The sequence below is a fragment of the Yersinia sp. LJYL362 genome, from assembly GCF_048323875.1.
In genome coordinates this window covers 1-19,083 of record NZ_JBLWEX010000305.1, presented here as the reverse complement: position 1 = coordinate 19,083, position 19,083 = coordinate 1, and the positions used below count along the sequence as shown (strand labels likewise).

The window sequence follows — 19,083 nt, the reverse complement described above, 5'->3', positions numbered from 1 at the left end:
TCCAATAGCGGTTCAGGAAGCTTATTTCCTGATGATTTTACAATACGTTTTGAATAAAAGGCATATATGGTTAGTAAAAGTAATTCCCAAAAATTTATCGCTCGAAACCGAGCGCCACGCGTACAAATTGAATACGATGTGGAAATATATGGTAGTGAGAAAAAGGTTGAATTGCCATTCGTCATGGGCGTGCTGGCTGATTTATCCGGTAAGCCTCTTGAACCTTTACCTTCAGTAGCAGATAGAAAGCTGCTGGATATCGACATCGATAATTTCGATGAGCGTATGAAAGCAATGAAACCACGTGTTGCATTTGCTGTTAAAAATACGCTGACGGGTGAAGGTCAGTTGATGGTGGATATTACTTTTGAGAGCCTGAATGACTTTTCTCCCGATGAAATTGCCAAGAAAGTCGATTCTCTGTCTCAATTGTTAGATGCCCGTACTCAATTGGCAAACTTGCAAACCTATATGGATGGCAAGGCAGGTGCAGAGGAATTAGTAATGAAACTTCTGAAAGACAAATCATTACTGGCAACACTGGCATCCGCACCGAAAACAAAGCAATCCGCTGCTGATGCTCCACAGTAAGATTGATTAAGAAGAGAAAAACCATGTCCACTTTAGAAGCAAAAAATAAACCAGCCGCTGCTGCGACTGAATATAGCGACTTTAATTCGTTATTGACTAAAGAATTCAAGGCTAAGTCTGAGCAGACCAAAGCGGCAGTAGAAGGTGCCGTTAAAACATTGGCAGAGCAGGCGCTGGCTAATTCGGTAACTGTATCTGATGATGCTTATAAAAGCATTGCCTCTATTATTGCTGAGATCGACAGTAAATTGTCTGAGCAGATCAATTTGATCTTGCATCATCAAGAGTTTCAGTCTCTGGAAAGTGCCTGGCGTGGCCTGCACTATTTAGTGAATAATACCGAGACTGATGAGAAGTTGAGATTGCGTTTTCTCGACATCTCTAAAGATGAATTACGCCGTAATATGAAGCGTTATAAAGGTGTGGCGTGGGATCAGAGCCCATTATTCAAAAAAGTCTATGAAGAAGAGTACGGCCAATTGGGCGGCGAACCTTATGGTTGCCTGGTGGCGGATTACTACTTTGACCATACTGCGCCTGACGTTGATTTGCTGGCTTCCATCGGTAAGGTTGCTGCTTCTGCACACGTACCTTTTATCACGGGTGCCGCGCCGTCAGTATTGCAGATGGAATCCTGGCAAGAGCTGTCAAATCCGCGTGATTTGACCAAGATCTTCACACAGAATCTTGAGTATGCTGCCTGGAACTCACTGCGTCAGTCTGAAGACTCCCGCTATATTGGTCTGGCAATGCCGCGTTTCCTGGCGCGTCTGCCATACGGTATTCGCACTAACCCGGTAGATGCCTTCCACTTTGAAGAGACGACTGACGGTGCCGACCACGGCAAATATGTGTGGTCCAACGCGGCATATGCTATGGCGGTTAACATCAACCGTTCATTCAAAGAATATGGCTGGTGTACCCTGATTCGTGGTGTGGAAAGTGGTGGTGTGGTGGAAGGCTTGCCATGTCATACATTCCCAACTGATGATGGCGGCATTGATATGAAGTGCCCAACAGAAATTGCTATTTCTGACCGTCGTGAAGCGGAATTGGCGAAAAATGGCTTTATTCCACTGGTGCACAGAAAAAATACTGATTATGCGGCATTTATTGGCGCGCAATCATTGCAAAAACCTGCTGAATATTACGATTCAGATGCTACAGCTAACGCCAACTTGTCGGCACGTTTGCCGTACCTGTTCGCCTGTTCACGTTTTGCTCATTACCTGAAATGTATCGTGCGTGACAAAATCGGCTCATTCAAAGAGCGCGATGAGATGCAACGCTGGTTGAACGATTGGGTCATGAACTATGTAGATGGCGATCCGGCAAACTCTTCTATCGAGACTAAAGCACGCCGTCCGTTGGCCGCAGCTGAAGTTATTGTTGAAGATGTTGAAGGTAACCCAGGTTATTACCAGGCTAAATTCTTCCTGCGCCCACACTTCCAATTGGAAGGTTTGACGGTATCACTGCGCATGGTTGCTAAATTACCTTCACTGAAAGATGTTGCGTAATTAAATAGATAACAGCTGGGGCCGAGGAATAATATTTCTCTGTATCAGGTTAAAGAATATGGAAGTTACCTCTATTTAATGAGTATTTAGTGGAAAGTATGTGTTTTCGTGCAATGCATCGCGCGAGGCCTTACGTCATTCAAGGCATGATATTGAATGACGTTAAAAGAAGTGGTGTATAGGTAAAGTATTGTAATAGTCAATAATAAACTATTTGTAATGCTTATTTTCATAGGAAAGGGATGTGTTTTCGTAAATTTATTACGTGGGCCTTCCTACGCTTGATGTTTTTCATTAAGTGAAATTAATAGAAGTGCGAGAGAGGATTATTATGTCGCAAGATATGTTTATTAAAATTGATGGTATCGAAGGCGAATCTTTAGATGCTAACCACAAAAACGAAATTCAGGTGCTGGCTTGGAAATGGGATGTTTCTCAGCACTCAAATATGCACAGTGGTTCAGGCGGCGGTTCAGGTAAAGCAACTGTTTCTGACTTCTGTTTCACGCATTATATCGATAAAGCAAGCCCGAACTTATTGAGCTATTGCTTGTTGGGTAAGCATATTAAGAATATCCAATTCGTTCTGCGTAAAGCAGGTGGCGATCCACTGGAATACCTGACTATTAAATTTACCGATGTAATCATCACTCGTGTTGATATGGCCGGTTCTCTTGAAGATGAAACTCGTCCACGTGAAGAGATTCGTTTCTCATTCACCAAGATGACTCAGGACTACGTTATGCAGAATGCTGAAGGCCATAAATCTGGCGTTATTTCTGCTAACTACGATGTTAAAGCTAACCAGCAAAGCTAAGCAATGCTGTTTTAGACCAGACATCAAACTTGCCACTTTCGGGTGGCAAGTTTTCTCAGTGACGGAGTTTATCCGTAATAGGTTTTCACCCAGATATAGGTTTTATCCACAATAGATGTAACAGGCCTGATAGCAGCGCAGGTAATAGGCAAAGTGATGAATCTGCCGGTCACTATATTATTGTGGATAAAACTTAATGTTTTTATTTGATTAGGTTGAGTATGAAAAAAGATATCCGTTGGTTTAATCGGATTACACAATACTTTTTCGTGGCATTGGTCACGCTATTGGTCATGGCATGTAGCTCGAAACCTCAACCTGAACCGGTTGATAAATTGGCTGTCGAGCTGACTACGGCAAAAAATATCAATCCAAATGACAAAGGTGTCGCTAATCCGTTAAGGATCACCGTTTATACCCTGAAGAATACGGATGAATTTAAGTCGAGTGATTTCTTCACTATTACCGAAGAGGGCACACCATCTCTGAAAGAGCAGATGGAGAAAGTGTTTGACGGAATCATGCTGCCTAATGAGACAAAAACAATAGAACTGACGCTAAACAGTGGGGTCACTGCCATCGGCGTTGTAGCTGCTTACCGTGAAATTGAGCAGGCGGAGTGGAACGCGGTTTTTAGCCCGTTACCCAAGAAACGCGTGCAGCCCTGGTATAAAAAATGGTGGTCAGGGAAACAAAACGATCCGGTAGTCAAGGTGCGCGTTGAGCGTCTGTCAATATCAATCAAAGAAATGGACTAAGTCGTGAGAACTAACAAAGTCGTTTGGAGTGAGGGTCTTTTTCTTCGCCCGCAACTTTTTCAACAGCAAGAGCGGTATCTTGAATATTACGCTCATAAACGAGCCGCCACGATTACCCCATTCTTTTGGGGATTCGCGCAATATGAAATTGATCGCGAAGCGCTCTCCTATGGCAAGTTGGTACTGCGATCTGGCAAAGGGGTATTACCGGACGGTACGCCTTTTGATATTCCCGGTCATGCGGAACTGCCTGAGCCACTTACCATCACCTCGGATCATTTGGGCAAACTAATCTATCTGGCGGTTCCGTTGCGGCTGGATAACAGTGATGAAACTATTTTTGACGAATATGACATGAGTTCATTGGCGCGTTTTTATGCCTATGAAGCAGACCTCAGTGACACTAATGCTATTCGTCAGGGACCGAAGCCGGTGCAGTTGTCGCGGCTGCGGCTTAAATTGGTTTCTGAAAGCGAAATGACCGAATCATGGATTGGGTTGCCACTGGCCAAAGTCAGGGCGATTCAGCCTGATGGTAGCGTACTGCTGCATCTGGATGACTACATTCCTCCGGTGACGGGATACGCGGCGAGTTCACTGCTGTCAGAGTGGCTGACCCATCTTAATGGCTTGGTCAAAATGCGTGCCGATATGCTGGCTAAACGTCTGTCAAACAGTGATGGCAAAGCCAGCGCCAGTGCTGAAATTGTCGACTACTTGCTGCTGCAAATTTTTAATAAATACGAGCCAAGTCTGGATCATCTGCGCAATATTCCAGAATTACCGCCAATCGTGCTTTATCAAGAACTTGCCAAGTTTGCCGGTGAATTATCCACCTTTATTCGTACCAAAACGCGTCGGCCGCGCCCGGCGCCGGGATATGACCACGGGAAACTCTATCCGTCGATTCGCCCATTGGTGGACGATGTGCATGAATTGCTCAATCAGATTCTGGTGCGTGCAGGGCAGATGATCCCGCTGGACCCAAAAGGGAATGGCGTATGGTCTGCCTCTGTGCTGCCTAATGAATTACGTTCATTTTCCAATTTGGTATTGGCCGTTCATGCACAATTGCCAATGGACGTATTGCAGCATCAATTCTCTGTACAGACCAAAATCAGTGCGCCACAACAGTTGCATGAATTGGTGCGCTCACATTTACCGGGTCTCGAATTACAGCGGTTGCCGGTTCCACCGCGGCAAATTCCGTACAGCGCGGGATACGTTTATTTCGAATTGATGAAAAGCGGGCCGTTTTGGGACAAAGTTTCCAATGCAGGGGCCATTGCACTACACGTGGCTGGCGATTTCCCTGCATTGAAAATGGAGCTCTGGGGGATTAGAGATTCATGAGTGATAGCAGTGAATTGAACCCTGGGATACCAATGCCCTCCTTTGATCAAAGCAGAGATGCGGATACCAATCCGCAGGCGTTAGGCCATTTCTTGCTTGATGAGCCGAGTGTTTACACCGAGAGCACACAATCTGGTGCGGCGTTCAGCCATGAGGCTACGCGCTCACCGGGTTTTCAGCCCTATGATACCGCCCAACTTCGCGGCGAGAGTGTCCAGCAGCGCGTGGCTAAAGCGGTCGCGTCTCCAACGCCATTATTGGAGGCGGCACAGCCATTATTACGCGCCTTAAGCGAGATGCCACAAGAGATAGCGGATGCCTCGCAGGTTCAGATATTAAAAGAGAGCCTGAAGAATGAGATAACCCTGTTTAGTGTGGTATGTGATGAAGCGGATATCTCGTGGAAGAAAATGGCGATCGTCCGCTATTGCTTGTGTACCGCGCTTGATGAAGCGGCTCACACCATGTCGTGGGGCGTCATGTCGGGTTGGTCGCAAAGCAACCTGCTCAACCATTTTGAAGGTGATAACGACGGCGGGAATAAATTTTTCCTGTTAGTGGGTCGTCTCTCAATGAGCCCACATGAATATGCGGATTGCTTAGAGGTATTGCTGAGGATTTTAGGGCTGGGTTTTGAAGGCCGTTACAGCATTATCGAAGAGGGTGACCGGCAATTAACCAAAATCCGTCAGGGATTGTTAACGTTACTGCAAAGTACCCGCGATACCGTTCCTACCGCACTTTCTCCGCATGGATTAATCGCGCATCAGTTCCGCAAACGGCGAGGGATCTTTGTTCCGGTTCGTGTGTCGATGCTGCTGTGTGGTTTCTTGATTGCGGCCACCTTTATTGGCAGTAAATATTTTCTCTCCGTACCCGAAAGCGACTTGCTGAAGAGAATGGAAGCCTTGCAACGTCCGGTTATCGTGCCAACCGTTGCGGTGCAAAAATTACGTCTGGCTATTTTGTTAAAAGACGAGATAGCGAAGCAGCTAGTGAGTGTTGATGAAACAAACAGTCGCAGCAAAGTCATCTTCAAAGGCGACACCATGTTCCAGGTGGGTTCGGATAAAGTTCGGTCCGAAATCATGAGTGTCATCGAGCGTGTTGCGCAGGAAGTTCATCGCGTACAAGGGGCGGTGCTGATTATTGGGCATACCGACTCTATGCCGATCAACAAACCAGGTTTCCCTAATAACCAGGTGCTTTCTGAGAAACGTGCTGCCAACGTGGCACGCTTTATGGAGAAAGCGGGTATCCCGACTGACAAAATTCAGTTTGAAGGGAAAGGGGATACGCAGCCAGTCAGTAGTAATGACGATGCAGCCGGGCGCTCACAAAACCGCCGTGTAGAAATCTTTGTTAATTATTGAGATATAGAATGTCTTATTTGAATCGATTGTTTTCTGGCTGGGCCATGAAACGAATATTGCTGGTGGGCTGCTTTCTATTACTGGCTGCCGCAATATGGTTTTTGGGGCCTTTCCTCGGATTTGGCGAGGCGCGACCGCTTGAAGGTTATGAACCCAGAATTATTTTCTTACTGCTGGCTCTGGCTCTGTTATTGGGCTTTTGGTTTAACGTACCGCGCTTTGTTATGTTGGCGGTGGTCGCCTGCGCTGCGGTATGGGTTATCGCGCCCTTTATATTAGTCGGGGATAGCCATCCGCTGGAAGACCCATTGCGTCGTGGCGCAATCATCGCTTTTATTGCCTTTATCACCATTCTTTATGGTGTGTGGCGTTTTATGCGGGCTTTAGCGCTCAACCCTGCGCTATTGGATAATTTTATCAACCCGAAGAAAGGTCAATCTGAACTTGAACCTGACCTTTCTGAAATCAATGCGGTGATTCGCAATGGCATAAATTATGTCCGTCGTATTCACAGTGGCATTCCAACCTGGAAGCGTTTTTTTGTTTCCAGCCGCTGGCGTAGCGAACTGCCTTGGTTCATGGTGCTGGGCACCAAGAGTGCGGGTAAAACCTCACTGATCCTCTCATCAGGACAAGATTTCCCTCTGCCTGAGCAGTTGGATCGCATCGGTAAAGAAAATGTACCGACTCAGCATTGCGAATGTCTGTTCTCTAATGATGCTCTGTTTTTAGATACCGCCGGTAAGTACATTGATGACGGCAAAGAGCATCAAATTGAATGGAATGGCATTTTAAAGGCGCTGAAAAAGTATCGTCCGGTCAAGGCGGTTAACGGCGTTATTGTGGCTATTTCAGTCACCGACATTTTGGGTAAAAGTAAAGCCGAGTTACTGACGCTATCGGCCACGCTGCGCGCGCGTTTAGATGATGTTCGTGGTGCGCTCGGTGTTCGTTTCCCGGTATATGTGACTATCACTAAACTGGATCAACTATCTGGTTTTGATGAGTATTTCCGCAATTTAACCGCCGAAGACCGCGAACAAATCTGGGGTGTGACTTTCCCTTATAACGAGGAGAAAGGGCGCGCGGATATGGAGCTTGAGCAGCGTATCAGCACTGAGTTGGCACTGCTTGAAAACCGCATCAGCAACAACATGCATGTGCGTCAGCAAGAAGAGTATTCCGTCACTGATCGTAAGGGCATGTATGCGTTACCGCAGGACTTCAGATTGTTGTCCCAACGGGTGACTGAAGTCTTGCAGAATGTATTTTTTGCCTCGCGTTTTGATGAGACAAAATTCCATACCACGTTGCGTGGCATCTATTTTGTCAGCAGTTGCCAGCCTGCGAATATTGGGCTGTTAAATAACAGCACCCTGGTCCAGAAATGGCGCAATGTTATTAGTCATATGAAGCCTGCATCCCCGGCCTCGCTTTCGCAAAGAAGTGATGATGAAGGTCAATTGATCAGCGAAACGGCTTATGGAAAACAATATTTCCTTAAGCAGCTATTCCGCGACGTCATCACTCAAGATGGGGATTTGGTGAGCTATAACCTCAAAGTGCAATCCAAATATCGTTTCCAGAATTTATTAGGACACGTGGCTTGTATCGGGTTGGCGGTGTGGCTGGTATGGGCATTCCTTATCAGTTTCCAGCACAACGATGGCTATTTACAGGCGGTTGGTACCAAGCTCCAGCACTTAGAGAGTAGCGTTAGCCGTTATGTTAAAACCACCAATGAGCAGATGTTACCCACGCTGTTGAATGCCACTCAGCAGTTACCTGAGTACGGCACGCTGGATGTGGAAAACCCAAGTCTTGATTGGCGTTATGGTTTATACACTGGCGGGGCGGTGTCTCGGGGCGCGAACAATTTGTATCAGTTTTTCCTGCAAAAATACCTTTTCCCGATGGTTGAACGTGAGGCCGAAGTCTCATTAAAAAATGCGATCAATAGTGGCGATTCTGAAGCGGTCTATGTCGCGTTAAAACTCTATCTCATGCTGACTGATGAAGAGCATTTCGATCAGAATTATGTGGTCGATAAAGTCACCCAAGCTTGGCAGAAGAGCGGCAAAATCGAGCCTTATGAGGAGAAAGGTATTTTCGCTTCCCATTTGAATACGCTTTTCACCCAAAAAGCGTGGCGACAATATGGACAAGCGGCAGATAGCGAGCTGATCAAACAGGCCAGGACCATGCTGGCAGAGAAAACTGAGACAGCCAGACTGTGGGGGCGCGTTCAATCACATTTACAGGCACAAGCGCCCGCCAATCTGACATTACGCAAAATGGTGGGTGAGAATGCGACACAGGTTTTTACCCTATCGGATGACGAATTACTGCATGAAGGGGTTCCGGGGTTATACACCCACGCCGGGTATCATCAGGTGGTTAAAAAAAAGCTTACGCCATTGCTGATGCAACTTCAGCAAGAGGATCGTTGGGTGATGGCTCAGCCGTTGACTTCTTCATTTGATCCTCTGGCGCTACAGCAAGATGTGCTAACCCTGTACTTGAAAGAATACACCGATTACTGGAAACGCTTCCTCTCCAGTGTGCGCCTGATTTCTGTTGATGCTGACAGTGGAGAGTATGCAGAAGGGTTATCTCTGGATATTGCGCTGTTGAGAACGCTGGTGTCAGAGAACTCGCCTTTGCTGAATTTGGCAAAACAGTCAGTGAAAGAAACGACGTTAGTGGAAACCGTAAAAGAGAAAACATTACTCGACGATATAACAATAAGAAATCAGGGAAATTTAGTTAACCAGGCTAAGAAAGTGCAGGAAAAGATCGCTTTTCGTGAGAATAAGCTGGTTCAGGAATTTGTTGATAGTCAATTTGACGGACTGCGCGCTTTTGTTAAGGGCGAACCGAGCGATGGGGAGAATAACAGTAACCTTTCTGTGATTCAGGGCACCCAGATGAGCCGGGTTATTGGTGCATTGAACGATCAATATACCCGTCTGGTGGTGTTTAACAGCGCGTTTGAATATGGCGATATCCCTCCGATCTCTCATGGTGGGGAGCGTATCGCGATTGAGTCCCAAACCTGGCCGGATCCGTTTAGCAACATCATTGCGCCACTTTTAACCAGTTCATCGCAAAAGTTTGAAAATAAAGTGATTACCCACACGTCGAAGGCCATCGATATGGGGGTCGGTGAGATATGCCGCAATACCTTACAAGGGCGTTATCCCTTTGCTGAGAGTGAGAAAGTCGTCAGTTTGAGTGATTTTGAGCGCTTCTTCGGCGCGGGTGGCACGGTGGACAGTTACTTTAAGAAGAACCTGGAAAGTAAAGTCGACACTACCACCACGCCTTGGCGTTATAAAGGCAGTGCAAGCCGTGATGGTTTGGAGTTTTTTGAACAGGCGGCGGTGATTCGCAATGCATTATTTAATGCCAGTGAAGGCCGCAAAGTGGCTTTGGACTTCTCGGTATCCGTGCGTTATTTAGCCCCATCAATTACGCAATTAATCATGAATTTTGACGGGAATATTGTGCGCTATTCCCACGGCCCGGTGACGCCATCATTCTTCAAATGGCCGGGAGTTCGTCAAGGAACAATAGTGAGTTTAACTGCTCAGCGCCAACAAGCTTCAGCGATGCCAGACATCCTGCTGCGTGGCCCTTGGGCATTGCTGAAATGGGCTGATAAGGCTGATGAAGTGGCACAAGACGCCAGTGGCATGCAACTTCTGACCTATGTCATGGGCAAAGATCGCGTCGAACTGGAAGTGTCCGGTTTGACTTACGGTAATGAGAGTATCAGTGAACTGCTTAGAGGCTTCCAATGCCCAAGTGCGCTCAATGATGATATGCATGAAATTTGGTGATTTAACAGGAAGTTAAAGCTTACAAAACTATGGATTTGGAGGTGTGTAGGTATGGAAAATTAATGGAATAAACCGATTCATCATGATGCACCAACCATTAAAAGTGTAATGAACACTTTGCGATATTAACCGGATATTAGGTATTAGTATGTCAAGGACAATAAAGTTGAGCAGCCCGGCCATGCCCTATTTATTGGGTGAGCCTGCGCTGGTACTGTCGAAGTTAGAAGGAGAGGAAGCCTTTTCGACTTTGTATTCATATACCATCACGGCAAAAACGCCGGCTAACCCCTCCATTCCTTGGCAGACAGCCTCTAATGTCGATCTCAAAGCCTTAATTGGTAAAGAGATGACCATTGAAATGGAACTGGATGGTAACGGTCTCGATTATGTGAAAGGTGTCGGTAAAGGCACGCGTGAAATTTCTGGTTTGGTCGAAAAAGCCCGATTTATTGGCCGCGATGCCAATCAGGCAATGTTTGAAATTGTCCTTCGACCTTGGTTCTACCTCACAGATTTAACCTCTGACTTTAAGATTTTTCAAAATAAAAATGTAGTAGATATTATTGATGAAGTGCTTGCTGACTATAACTTTCCGTTTGAAAAACGGCTGGCGACGACTTATCCCATACTCGACTTCCAGGTGCAATACGGTGAAACCGACTTTAATTTCCTCCAGCGTTTAATGGAGGAGTGGGGTATTTACTGGTTCTTTGAACATGATGATCATAAACAAAAATTAATTCTGGTCGACCATGTCGGTGCTCACAAACGTTATTTCAGTGAAGCTTACCATACCATTGAATATCTCTCGGATGAGCCAAAGGCCGGGGAAGAATACATCACCCAATTCCAGACTCAGGAAACGCTAACTACTGGGCGCTGGGTCTATAACGACTACGATTTCACCAAATCTCGTGCTGACATTTTGACGATGGACAGCAAGCCACGCAAAACCAGTTTTAGCGATCTCGAAATTTATCAATGGCCTGGGGATTATGATCAGCCTGATATCGGGGAGCATCTGGCGCGAGTGCGTATTGAGGAGCGCGGCGCATTGGGTTCGCGTGCTGTCGGTTTCGGCGAGGTTCGTGGCATCGTTTGCGGCGCTAACTTCGAACTGCAAGGCTTCCCGGTTGATAAAGCTAACCGCGAATACATGGTTATCTCGAGCCGTTTGTTGGTTAGTGAAGTGGCGCAGCTATCCCGTGGGGATGAGTTTCACTATGAAACTACGTTTACGGTTCAGCCAACCACCAAGATCTATCGCCATCCACAACTCACACCAAAGCCAAAAACCAGCGGGCCACAGAATGCTATCGTTGTGGGCCCACCGGGCGAAGAGGTATGGACTGATGAATATGGCCGGGTAAAAGTACGTTTTGTCTGGGACCGTTACGGCAAAAACGCAGAGTCGGACTCATGCTGGTTACGCGTGAGCCAGGCTTGGGCTGGGAACAGTTTTGGTGGCATTTACATTCCGCGTATTGGCCAGGAAGTGCTGGTGGACTGCATCAATGGCGACCCGGATCGCCCGTTGGTCAGTGGTAGTCTCTACAATAATGTGACTCGCCCACCTTGGGATTTACCTGCGAATGCCACACAAAGTGGCATGGTCAGCCGTACTATTGGCGGAGGGCTAACCAACTATAACGGCGTGCGTTTTGAGGATAAACCGGGCCTGGAGCAATACTGGGAGCAGGCCGAGCGCGATATGGCGCGTCTGACGAAAAATGATGAAACACAAGTCATTGGCGCTAATGCTGATCTGAGTGTGGGGGCTAACCGCAGCGTGCTTGTAGGGGCAAATTCGACATCAACTGTTCTTGGTGCTTCTGCGCAATCCGTCGCTTTAGCGTCTTCAATACAAGTTGGATTGGCACGGAGTGTGGTCGTGGGAGCCACTCATGCTCTGAATGTCGCTTTAGCCAATGCCACCAACGTGGGTGGTGCCAACCTGACCAACGTCGGTGGTTACAACGCACTTTCTGTCGGTGGTGCTCATCAGGTAGCCGCTGGCGGTGCTGCGACACTGGTTGCTGGTGGTGCTGTGGCGATCGGTGCGGGTGGTGAGCTGGTGCTCAGTGCCGATACCATCAAGATTGTCGGTAAAAAGAAAGTCATTATTCAAGGAGGAGAGATCCACCTTAACTCTGATGATTGTTGTGGCGGCGGCGGCGGCGGTGCGGGTGGTGGCTTAGCCGCGCTTTCAAGCCTGGCGGGACTGAAGCTACTGGGGGGAGGTATCGGGCTGCCATTGCCATTACCACCATTGCCGATACCACCGATCATTCCACCGACACCGTCAATTGATCCATCAATACCGCCAATTGATCCGCCGGAACCAACGACTGAGACACCGGAGCCGACGGTAACGCCAAAGCCGACCGATACGCCGGAGCCGACTGATACGCCGGAGCCGACTGATACGCCGGAGCCGACCGATACGCCGGAGCCGACCGATACGCCGGAGCCGACCGATACGCCAGAGCCGACCGATACGCCAGAGCCGACGGTAACGCCAAAGCCGACCGATACGCCAGAGCCGACCGATACGCCAGAGCCGACGGTAACGCCAAAGCCGACCGATACGCCAGAGCCGACCGATACGCCGGAGCCGACTGATACGCCGGAGCCGACCGATACGCCAGAGCCGACCGATACGCCAGAGCCGACCGATACGCCAGAGCCGACCGATACGCCAGAGCCGACCGATACGCCAGAGCCGACCGATACGCCAGAGCCGACCGATACGCCAGAGCCGACCGATACGCCGGAGCCGACCGATACGCCAGAGCCGACCGATACGCCAGAGCCGACCGATACGCCGGAGCCGACCGATACGCCGGAGCCGACCGATACGCCGGAGCCGACCGATACGCCAGAGCCGACCGATACGCCAGAGCCGACCGATACGCCAGAGCCGACCGATACGCCGGAGCCGACCGATACGCCGGAGCCGACCGATACGCCGGAGCCGACCGATACGCCGGAGCCGACTGAACCACCAGAGACACCAGAACCAACGCCAACGGATGAACAGACGCCTCCGCCTTGATTCTGAGAAAAAGTGAACTCAGCATATTCGGTGTGAACTTGAACTGTCAGACATGCCGATATGCTGAGGCAAAAAATTATTGAATGGTTATGCCGTTAAGAGAGATGAAATATGTTTTGTGCAGCAAGAATGGGCGACGCTACCAGTTGCGGTGCGATATGTAGCGGTTCACCCAATGTATCAATTAACGCAGTTCCGGCTGCAATTGCGGGCGGGAGCGCGGCATCATCCTCGTTAGTCGGGATGACCAGTGTAGTCACAGGCTCCGGAACCGTTTTTATTAATAAGTTTCCAGCCGCGCGGGTGAGTGATGTGGCTGGAGATGGAGCCGCAATTGTCTGCGGATCGCCGAATGTCTTTATAGGTGGTTAATAGGCATGCTACTCGTATTAACCTGGCCACGGATGTCGCAACAGTTTCAGCTTAATGATGCGATTACTGAGCAGAATGCTGTCTGTTTCAGCATGGAAAAAGGGGAGTTTACTCCCCATTCTATGGGGGATAGACAAAATGAAGTCCGGTTTTACCGGCACGCATCTGAATCAATGATCGTAAATCAAAGTAGCGATTTCATCTGTATTATCAATGGAAAAGAGTTAGGTCCAGGTGAACATCACCCTGTGTCATTTGGTGCGGAAATTAAATTTGGTCATTTTGTCATTACCGCCAAAAAAGCCTCTGGGCAAGCAGCAGGTAAGAGTTTTACTGACAACTTGTTAATGCTGGAACACCCCTCTATATGTGATACGACTGACTTACCGGAAATAGAAGATATTTTGTCTCATGGTGGTCATTACATCTCTTATTTCGATGATGTTAATGAGGTGCAAACTCATGGGCAGCAGGGGCCAGATATCCTGAAAAGCCTGGAGCTGGAATACAAACGTTTTTTAATGTGGGGTGAGCAAGGCCGGGAATTCTCAGAAAAAGATAAACGACAGGTGACAAAGTTATCTGCCAATGATGGTTTTTTGGAGAATATAAGGGAATGCGTAAAGGATAAAACGCTGACGGAATGTATTTTAGATTCCGGTGGACTTATCGAAAAAGTCACCAAGGAATTAAGTGTTATAGATTATCTGGACACATCCCATAATGATGAAAAAGTTGATTTATTAAAACTGTTGGCACCAGAACACCTTACTTCAAAAGAAAAAAACAGTGTGCCTGCGCTAGTATTCCAGGAACTCTATAAGTTAGGGCTAGATAGCCATTTATAAATTTAAATATGGAAATAACAACTTAATGAATACGACCAACTTAAATGAATTATTGAAAAGCAGCTCATTGGCCGAAATACAATCGGATGTTATTGCCACGTTGAAAGCCAAGCCGGGAGATACCAATGCACGCGAGCTATTATTTAAGCTCTATTGTTTGGCTGGGTTATGGCAAAAAGCGTTATTGCAACTTGAAACACTGACTAAATTTGCTCCAGATATGGCCAAGCAGGCAGAGCTGTATAAGAATCTGGTCTTGAGTGAGACGTTGCGTGAAGACGTGTTAGCAGGGAAACGCGATCCTGGAACCTTAGGTAATCCACTGCCTGAGTGGGCGGTATTGATGCAGCAAGCTAACCAACATTTGCATGAGGGTGATTACTCACAAAGCGAAGAACTGCGCGAGCAAGCATTGTCACAAGCCCCCGAAAGTGCTGGGGAAAATAGCTCAGCGACGCCCTTTTCATGGATAGCGGATAGTGATAGCCGCATCGGGCCGGTTTGTGAGTTTATCAGCGCAGGCGGTTATCGTTGGGTACCTTTCGCTGATGTTCAATTAATGACGATTTCTAAGCCTAAAAATATTACAGACTTAGTCTGGGCGCCGGCACAATTGACGGTGAATAATAAAGTTTGGTACGGCTATATCCCGGCACGTTATCCGTTATCTCTCGATGCTGATAATGACACTAAACTTGGCCTTAAAACTGAATGGAGCCAACCGGCAGACTCACTCTATATTGGTTCAGGGCGGAAAATGTTTATTACTGACCAAAATGAGTACGCATTATTCGATATTGAAGAGTTTAGATTTGATGTTGAAAAATTTGGATTTGACGAACAGGCTAATTAATGGAAAAGAAGAGACAGTTTTTGCCTACTCTGCTTGAGCGTTTACTTGATGATGAGCCTAAAAAATTGTTAGAGCCTCATGATAAGTTTTTTTATGACTCACGTACGATGCGAAAACTGGTGCAGCGGAATATCGCTGAAATATTAAATAATGCCAATATTGACGACCGGCTTGATGAACAGCGCCATAAGTGGGTGGCTAAGTCGGTTTTAAATTACGGTATTTCGCCACTGGTGGGGAGGCATTCAACTCCCCATAACTGGACGACTATCGAGCGAATTATCCGTGAAGCAATCATCCGTTTTGAACCCCGGATCATCGCAGAGTCTCTGGTCGTCAATCAGCAGCATAATGCCAGAAATGGCATTATTCAGTTTGAAATCAGAGGTCTGATTGAGTGGGATCCGTATCCTATTGATTTGTGTATCGGCGGGGCCTATGACGTTGAAACCGATCAGGCAGAACTCAGCGCGCGTTAGTTAAAGAGGTCCGCTATTGCTATATAAACAAAAGGTTAATTTGGGGAGCCCGGTACTAATGGCTCCCCAGACAGTTGTCAGGTGGTCAATTAATGTACGTCAATTGAACACCTGAACTTAAGGATGGATAACTATTTGCTCTTATCCTGTAAGCCACGTGCAGTGAGATTATTATTATCCACCTGTGGCAAACCTACCTCTGCCGAAGCAGACAATAGCCCAGTAGTGGCATAACTAAAGAGCTTTTTACGTGTATCGGTGATATCGAGATTACGCATAGTCAGCTGGCCGATACGGTCATCTGGTGAGAATACTGAATCACCTTTCTCCATCGTCAAGCGCTCTGGCTGATAAGTCAGATTTTCAGAGACAGTATTCAGGATGGAATAATCATTACCACGACGAAGTTCCAGAGTGACTTCACCGGTAATTTCGCTGGCAACCCAACGCTGCGCCGAGTCACGTAACATCAGCGCTTGTGGATCGAACCAACGGCCCTGATACAGCAAACGACCTAGCACACGGCCATTAGCATGATATTGCTCAATGGTATCTTCGTTATGAATACCGGTCAGCAGGCGCTCATAAGCGATGTGCAGCAACGCCATTCCTGGGGCTTCGTAAATACCACGGCTTTTAGCTTCAATAATACGGTTTTCAATTTGGTCGCTCATGCCCAAACCATGACGGCCACCAATACGATTGGCTTCCATCATTAGCTCAACGCTATCGTCAAACACCACCCCATTGAGTGCAACCGGGTAACCGCGCTCAAAACGGACAGAGACTTCTTCCGCTTTCACTACCACATTTTCGTCCCAGAACTTCACACCCATAATTGGGTTAACGATTTTGACACTAGAGTTCAGGAATTCCAGATCTTTGGCTTCGTGAGTTGCACCCAGCATGTTTGAGTCAGTGGAATAGGCTTTCTCGGTCGACATCTTGTAATCGAAACCGGATTGAATCATAAATTCGGACATTTCATGACGGCCGCCGAGTTCATCGATGAAATCGGTATCCAGCCAGGGCTTGTAAATTTTCAACTCAGCATTAGTCAACAAACCGTAACGATAGAAACGCTCGATATCATTACCTTTGTAAGTACTGCCATCACCCCAAATATTCACGCCATCTTCTTTCATGGCGGCAACCAACATGGTACCAGTGACAGCCCGGCCCAGTGGAGTGGTGTTAAAGTAAGTCACACCCGCAGTAGTGTTATGGAAGGCACCACATTGAATAGCGGCGATCCCTTCAGCAACCAATTGTTTACGACAATCAATCAGACGAGCTTTCTCTGCACCGTACTCCATCGCTTTACGCGGAATGGCATCGTAATCTTCTTCATCAGGCTGACCCAGATTCGCCGTGTAGGCATAAGGAATTGCCCCTTTTTTCTGCATCCATAACAGTGCTGCACTGGTGTCTAAACCACCGGAAAAAGCAATACCAACACGTTGATTTATAGGAAGGTGTTTGAGAATAGTTGTCATCAATTAAATCCTGTATGAATGAGGTCTGTCTGGCAAAGGTTTCAATGCCTACATTGATATCGCAAAACCGGTGTTCGAGTCAAAGATATTTTGCATATTTATGTGTGTTTCATTGCATAACTATTTCATTGTTGTTTATGTGAAATGATGTTTCATTTAAATTAACTCGCCATTCTGTTATGATGTTCGCGTCGACTTTTATCGAGTATATACCCTAAATAATTCGAGTATATTAAGTTGAAAATCTTTTGCGAAAATGCATGGTATAAAAAGCGGAAATCCTATCGGGTATTGTTTTGGCGTGAGATAACGCCGCTGGCGATCCCACTATTTATTGAAGGTTCGTGTGTCTTACTCATGGGGGTGTTTAGCACTCTGTTGGTCAGTTGGCTGGGCAAAGAAGCCATGGCCGCAGTAGGGTTAGCTGACAGCTTCAATATGCTCATTGCTGCTTTTTTTACCTCTGTGGCGCTCGGCACATCGGTGGTGGTGTCATTCAGTTTGGGGCAACGTAAGCGCAAACAGGCACAAACAGCGGCGCGCGAATCTATCTCTCTATTAGTTTTAATCTCATTACTGTTGGTGTTACTGGTACATTTTGCCGGAGAAGCCATTATCAATCTGATGGCCAGTCAGGCTGATCCTGAAGTTAAAGCGATGGCGCTAACCTACCTGCGTTTAACGGCGTGGAACTATCCGGCAATGGCAATAACTCTGGTGGGATGTGGCGCATTACGCGGTGCCGGTAATACGCGACTGCCGATGTTTATCAATATCAGCATGAATATTCTTAATATTGCTATTAGTAGTGTGCTGATTTACGGCGTGGGGAATTGGCAGGGGCTGGGGTTTATTGGCGCGGGTATCGGCATATCAATTACCCGTTATTTAGGCGCTTTGGTGGTGGTGTTGGTGCTGATTTTCGGGGCCAATAATACCTTACGCATTCCCTTTAAATCTTATTTTATGCCTTTTACCTCCGCTATTATGTTTGAGGTTTTGAGCATTGGTATTCCTGCCAGTGTTGAGTCGGTGATGTTTAATATCGGCAAACTGATTACTCAGCGTTTTGTTGCGGGTATGGGAACAGAAGTGATTGCCGGTAACTTTATCGCGTTTTCCATTGTTGGGCTGATCAACTTGCCAGGTAATGCGCTGGGGTATACCTCGACGATTATTATCGGTACCCGTTTGGGTAAAGGGCAGATTTTACAGCCTATCCGTCAGATTAAACACATCTTCTGGTTATCAACCCTTGGGGTGTGTTTTATCGCCTTGCTGTCGATCCCAAGTGCTGGATTTCTGGCGTCGTTGTATACCCATGAACCGGGGGTTATCGACGTTGTTAAGCACCTGATTTGGATCAATGCACTCTTTATGCCCATTTGGGCTGCGGCCTGGGTGTTGCCATCTGGGCTGAAAGGCGCGAAAGATGCCCGTTACACCATGTGGGTGGCGCTCGCGGGGATGTGGGGTTGCCGTATAGTCGCGGGTTATATTCTGGGCGTGACATTAGGGTTTGGTGTCACCGGCGTCTGGATGGGGATGTTCCTCGACTGGATAGTGCGTGGCGTGCTGTTTTATCGTCGTATGGCAAGTGGCCGTTGGTTATGGCGTTATCGGCCAGAGGCTTGATTATGATTGCAGTCATGGCGGCTTATTAGCCGCTATCGATTATGTCTGCAATAAGCCACTCTACATTCTTCTGTTTGATTTCCCTCTT

14 protein-coding genes are annotated in these 19,083 nt (G+C 47.3%); 13 read left to right on the top strand and 1 reads right to left on the bottom strand.

What is annotated here, in order from left to right:
• The first annotated feature begins 66 nt into the window (after positions 1–66).
• The 12 genes from tssB (at position 67) to ACNSO8_RS23250 (ending at position 15,864) form a co-directional block, all read left to right on the top strand.
• On the top strand, positions 67–591 hold the full coding sequence (gene tssB, locus ACNSO8_RS23305; RefSeq protein WP_005157572.1) for a type VI secretion system contractile sheath small subunit: 525 nt from the start codon (positions 67–69) through the stop codon (positions 589–591).
• A 23-nt stretch (positions 592–614) separates the two neighbouring features.
• Complete coding sequence (gene tssC, locus ACNSO8_RS23300) at positions 615–2,111, top strand: type VI secretion system contractile sheath large subunit (protein WP_005157570.1); 1,497 nt, start codon at positions 615–617, stop codon at positions 2,109–2,111.
• 331 nt (positions 2,112–2,442) lie between these two features.
• Complete coding sequence (locus ACNSO8_RS23295) at positions 2,443–2,928, top strand: Hcp family type VI secretion system effector (protein ID WP_013649664.1); 486 nt, start codon at positions 2,443–2,445, stop codon at positions 2,926–2,928.
• Positions 2,929–3,149: 221 nt separating this feature from the next.
• A complete protein-coding gene (tssJ, locus tag ACNSO8_RS23290) occupies positions 3,150–3,686 on the top strand; it encodes a type VI secretion system lipoprotein TssJ (protein ID WP_046051221.1) in 537 nt (178 codons plus the stop codon).
• A gap of 3 nt (positions 3,687–3,689) precedes the next feature.
• Positions 3,690–5,039 (top strand): type VI secretion system baseplate subunit TssK, encoded by a 1,350-nt coding sequence (gene tssK, locus ACNSO8_RS23285; RefSeq protein ID WP_019080948.1) that lies wholly within the window; start codon positions 3,690–3,692, stop codon positions 5,037–5,039.
• Positions 5,036–6,412, top strand: a complete 1,377-nt coding sequence (gene tssL, locus ACNSO8_RS23280) for a type VI secretion system protein TssL, long form (protein ID WP_019080947.1) — start codon at positions 5,036–5,038, stop codon at positions 6,410–6,412. Before tssK ends, tssL begins: the two co-directional genes overlap by 4 nt.
• A gap of 8 nt (positions 6,413–6,420) precedes the next feature.
• Positions 6,421–10,254 (top strand): type VI secretion system membrane subunit TssM, encoded by a 3,834-nt coding sequence (gene tssM, locus ACNSO8_RS23275; RefSeq protein ID WP_418396065.1) that lies wholly within the window; start codon positions 6,421–6,423, stop codon positions 10,252–10,254.
• A gap of 181 nt (positions 10,255–10,435) precedes the next feature.
• Positions 10,436–13,312, top strand: a complete 2,877-nt coding sequence (tssI, locus tag ACNSO8_RS23270) for a type VI secretion system tip protein TssI/VgrG (protein WP_418396067.1) — start codon at positions 10,436–10,438, stop codon at positions 13,310–13,312.
• 111 nt (positions 13,313–13,423) lie between these two features.
• Entirely contained in the window at positions 13,424–13,684 is a 261-nt protein-coding gene (locus ACNSO8_RS23265; RefSeq protein ID WP_005168539.1) for a PAAR domain-containing protein, read from the top strand.
• Positions 13,685–13,689: 5 nt separating this feature from the next.
• Complete coding sequence (locus tag ACNSO8_RS23260; RefSeq protein WP_019082810.1) at positions 13,690–14,532, top strand: TagK domain-containing protein; 843 nt, start codon at positions 13,690–13,692, stop codon at positions 14,530–14,532.
• A gap of 25 nt (positions 14,533–14,557) precedes the next feature.
• Complete coding sequence (locus ACNSO8_RS23255; RefSeq protein ID WP_019080942.1) at positions 14,558–15,385, top strand: type VI secretion system accessory protein TagJ; 828 nt, start codon at positions 14,558–14,560, stop codon at positions 15,383–15,385.
• Complete coding sequence (locus ACNSO8_RS23250; protein ID WP_019080941.1) at positions 15,385–15,864, top strand: type VI secretion system baseplate subunit TssE; 480 nt, start codon at positions 15,385–15,387, stop codon at positions 15,862–15,864. Before ACNSO8_RS23255 ends, ACNSO8_RS23250 begins: the two co-directional genes overlap by 1 nt.
• Positions 15,865–15,995: 131 nt before the next feature.
• Here ACNSO8_RS23250 and argG read toward each other — a convergent pair whose 3' ends face one another.
• Positions 15,996–17,360 (bottom strand): argininosuccinate synthase, encoded by a 1,365-nt coding sequence (gene argG, locus ACNSO8_RS23245; protein ID WP_005165407.1) that lies wholly within the window; start codon positions 17,358–17,360, stop codon positions 15,996–15,998.
• Positions 17,361–17,597: 237 nt separating this feature from the next.
• Here argG and ACNSO8_RS23240 point away from each other — a divergent pair, with 237 nt between their 5' ends.
• The gene (locus tag ACNSO8_RS23240) at positions 17,598–18,995 is read left to right on the top strand and encodes an EmmdR/YeeO family multidrug/toxin efflux MATE transporter (protein WP_026018008.1); all 1,398 of its coding nucleotides are present in this window, start codon (positions 17,598–17,600) and stop codon (positions 18,993–18,995) included.
• The last annotated feature ends 88 nt before the right edge of the window (positions 18,996–19,083 follow it).

What these genes read in the sequence shown, in the direction of transcription:
- tssB (WP_005157572.1), top strand. Translation starts at nt 67, where the DNA reads ATGGTTAGTAAAAGTAATTCCCAAAAATTTATCGCTCGAAACCGAGCG.
- tssC (WP_005157570.1), top strand. Translation starts at nt 615, where the DNA reads ATGTCCACTTTAGAAGCAAAAAATAAACCAGCCGCTGCTGCGACTGAA.
- ACNSO8_RS23295 (WP_013649664.1), top strand. Translation starts at nt 2,443, where the DNA reads ATGTCGCAAGATATGTTTATTAAAATTGATGGTATCGAAGGCGAATCT.
- tssJ (WP_046051221.1), top strand. Translation starts at nt 3,150, where the DNA reads ATGAAAAAAGATATCCGTTGGTTTAATCGGATTACACAATACTTTTTC.
- tssL (WP_019080947.1), top strand. Translation starts at nt 5,036, where the DNA reads ATGAGTGATAGCAGTGAATTGAACCCTGGGATACCAATGCCCTCCTTT.
- tssM (WP_418396065.1), top strand. Translation starts at nt 6,421, where the DNA reads ATGTCTTATTTGAATCGATTGTTTTCTGGCTGGGCCATGAAACGAATA.
- tssI (WP_418396067.1), top strand. Translation starts at nt 10,436, where the DNA reads ATGCCCTATTTATTGGGTGAGCCTGCGCTGGTACTGTCGAAGTTAGAA.
- ACNSO8_RS23265 (WP_005168539.1), top strand. Translation starts at nt 13,424, where the DNA reads ATGTTTTGTGCAGCAAGAATGGGCGACGCTACCAGTTGCGGTGCGATA.
- ACNSO8_RS23260 (WP_019082810.1), top strand. Translation starts at nt 13,690, where the DNA reads ATGCTACTCGTATTAACCTGGCCACGGATGTCGCAACAGTTTCAGCTT.
- ACNSO8_RS23255 (WP_019080942.1), top strand. Translation starts at nt 14,558, where the DNA reads ATGAATACGACCAACTTAAATGAATTATTGAAAAGCAGCTCATTGGCC.
- ACNSO8_RS23250 (WP_019080941.1), top strand. Translation starts at nt 15,385, where the DNA reads ATGGAAAAGAAGAGACAGTTTTTGCCTACTCTGCTTGAGCGTTTACTT.
- argG (WP_005165407.1), bottom strand. Translation starts at nt 17,360, where the DNA reads ATGACAACTATTCTCAAACACCTTCCTATAAATCAACGTGTTGGTATT.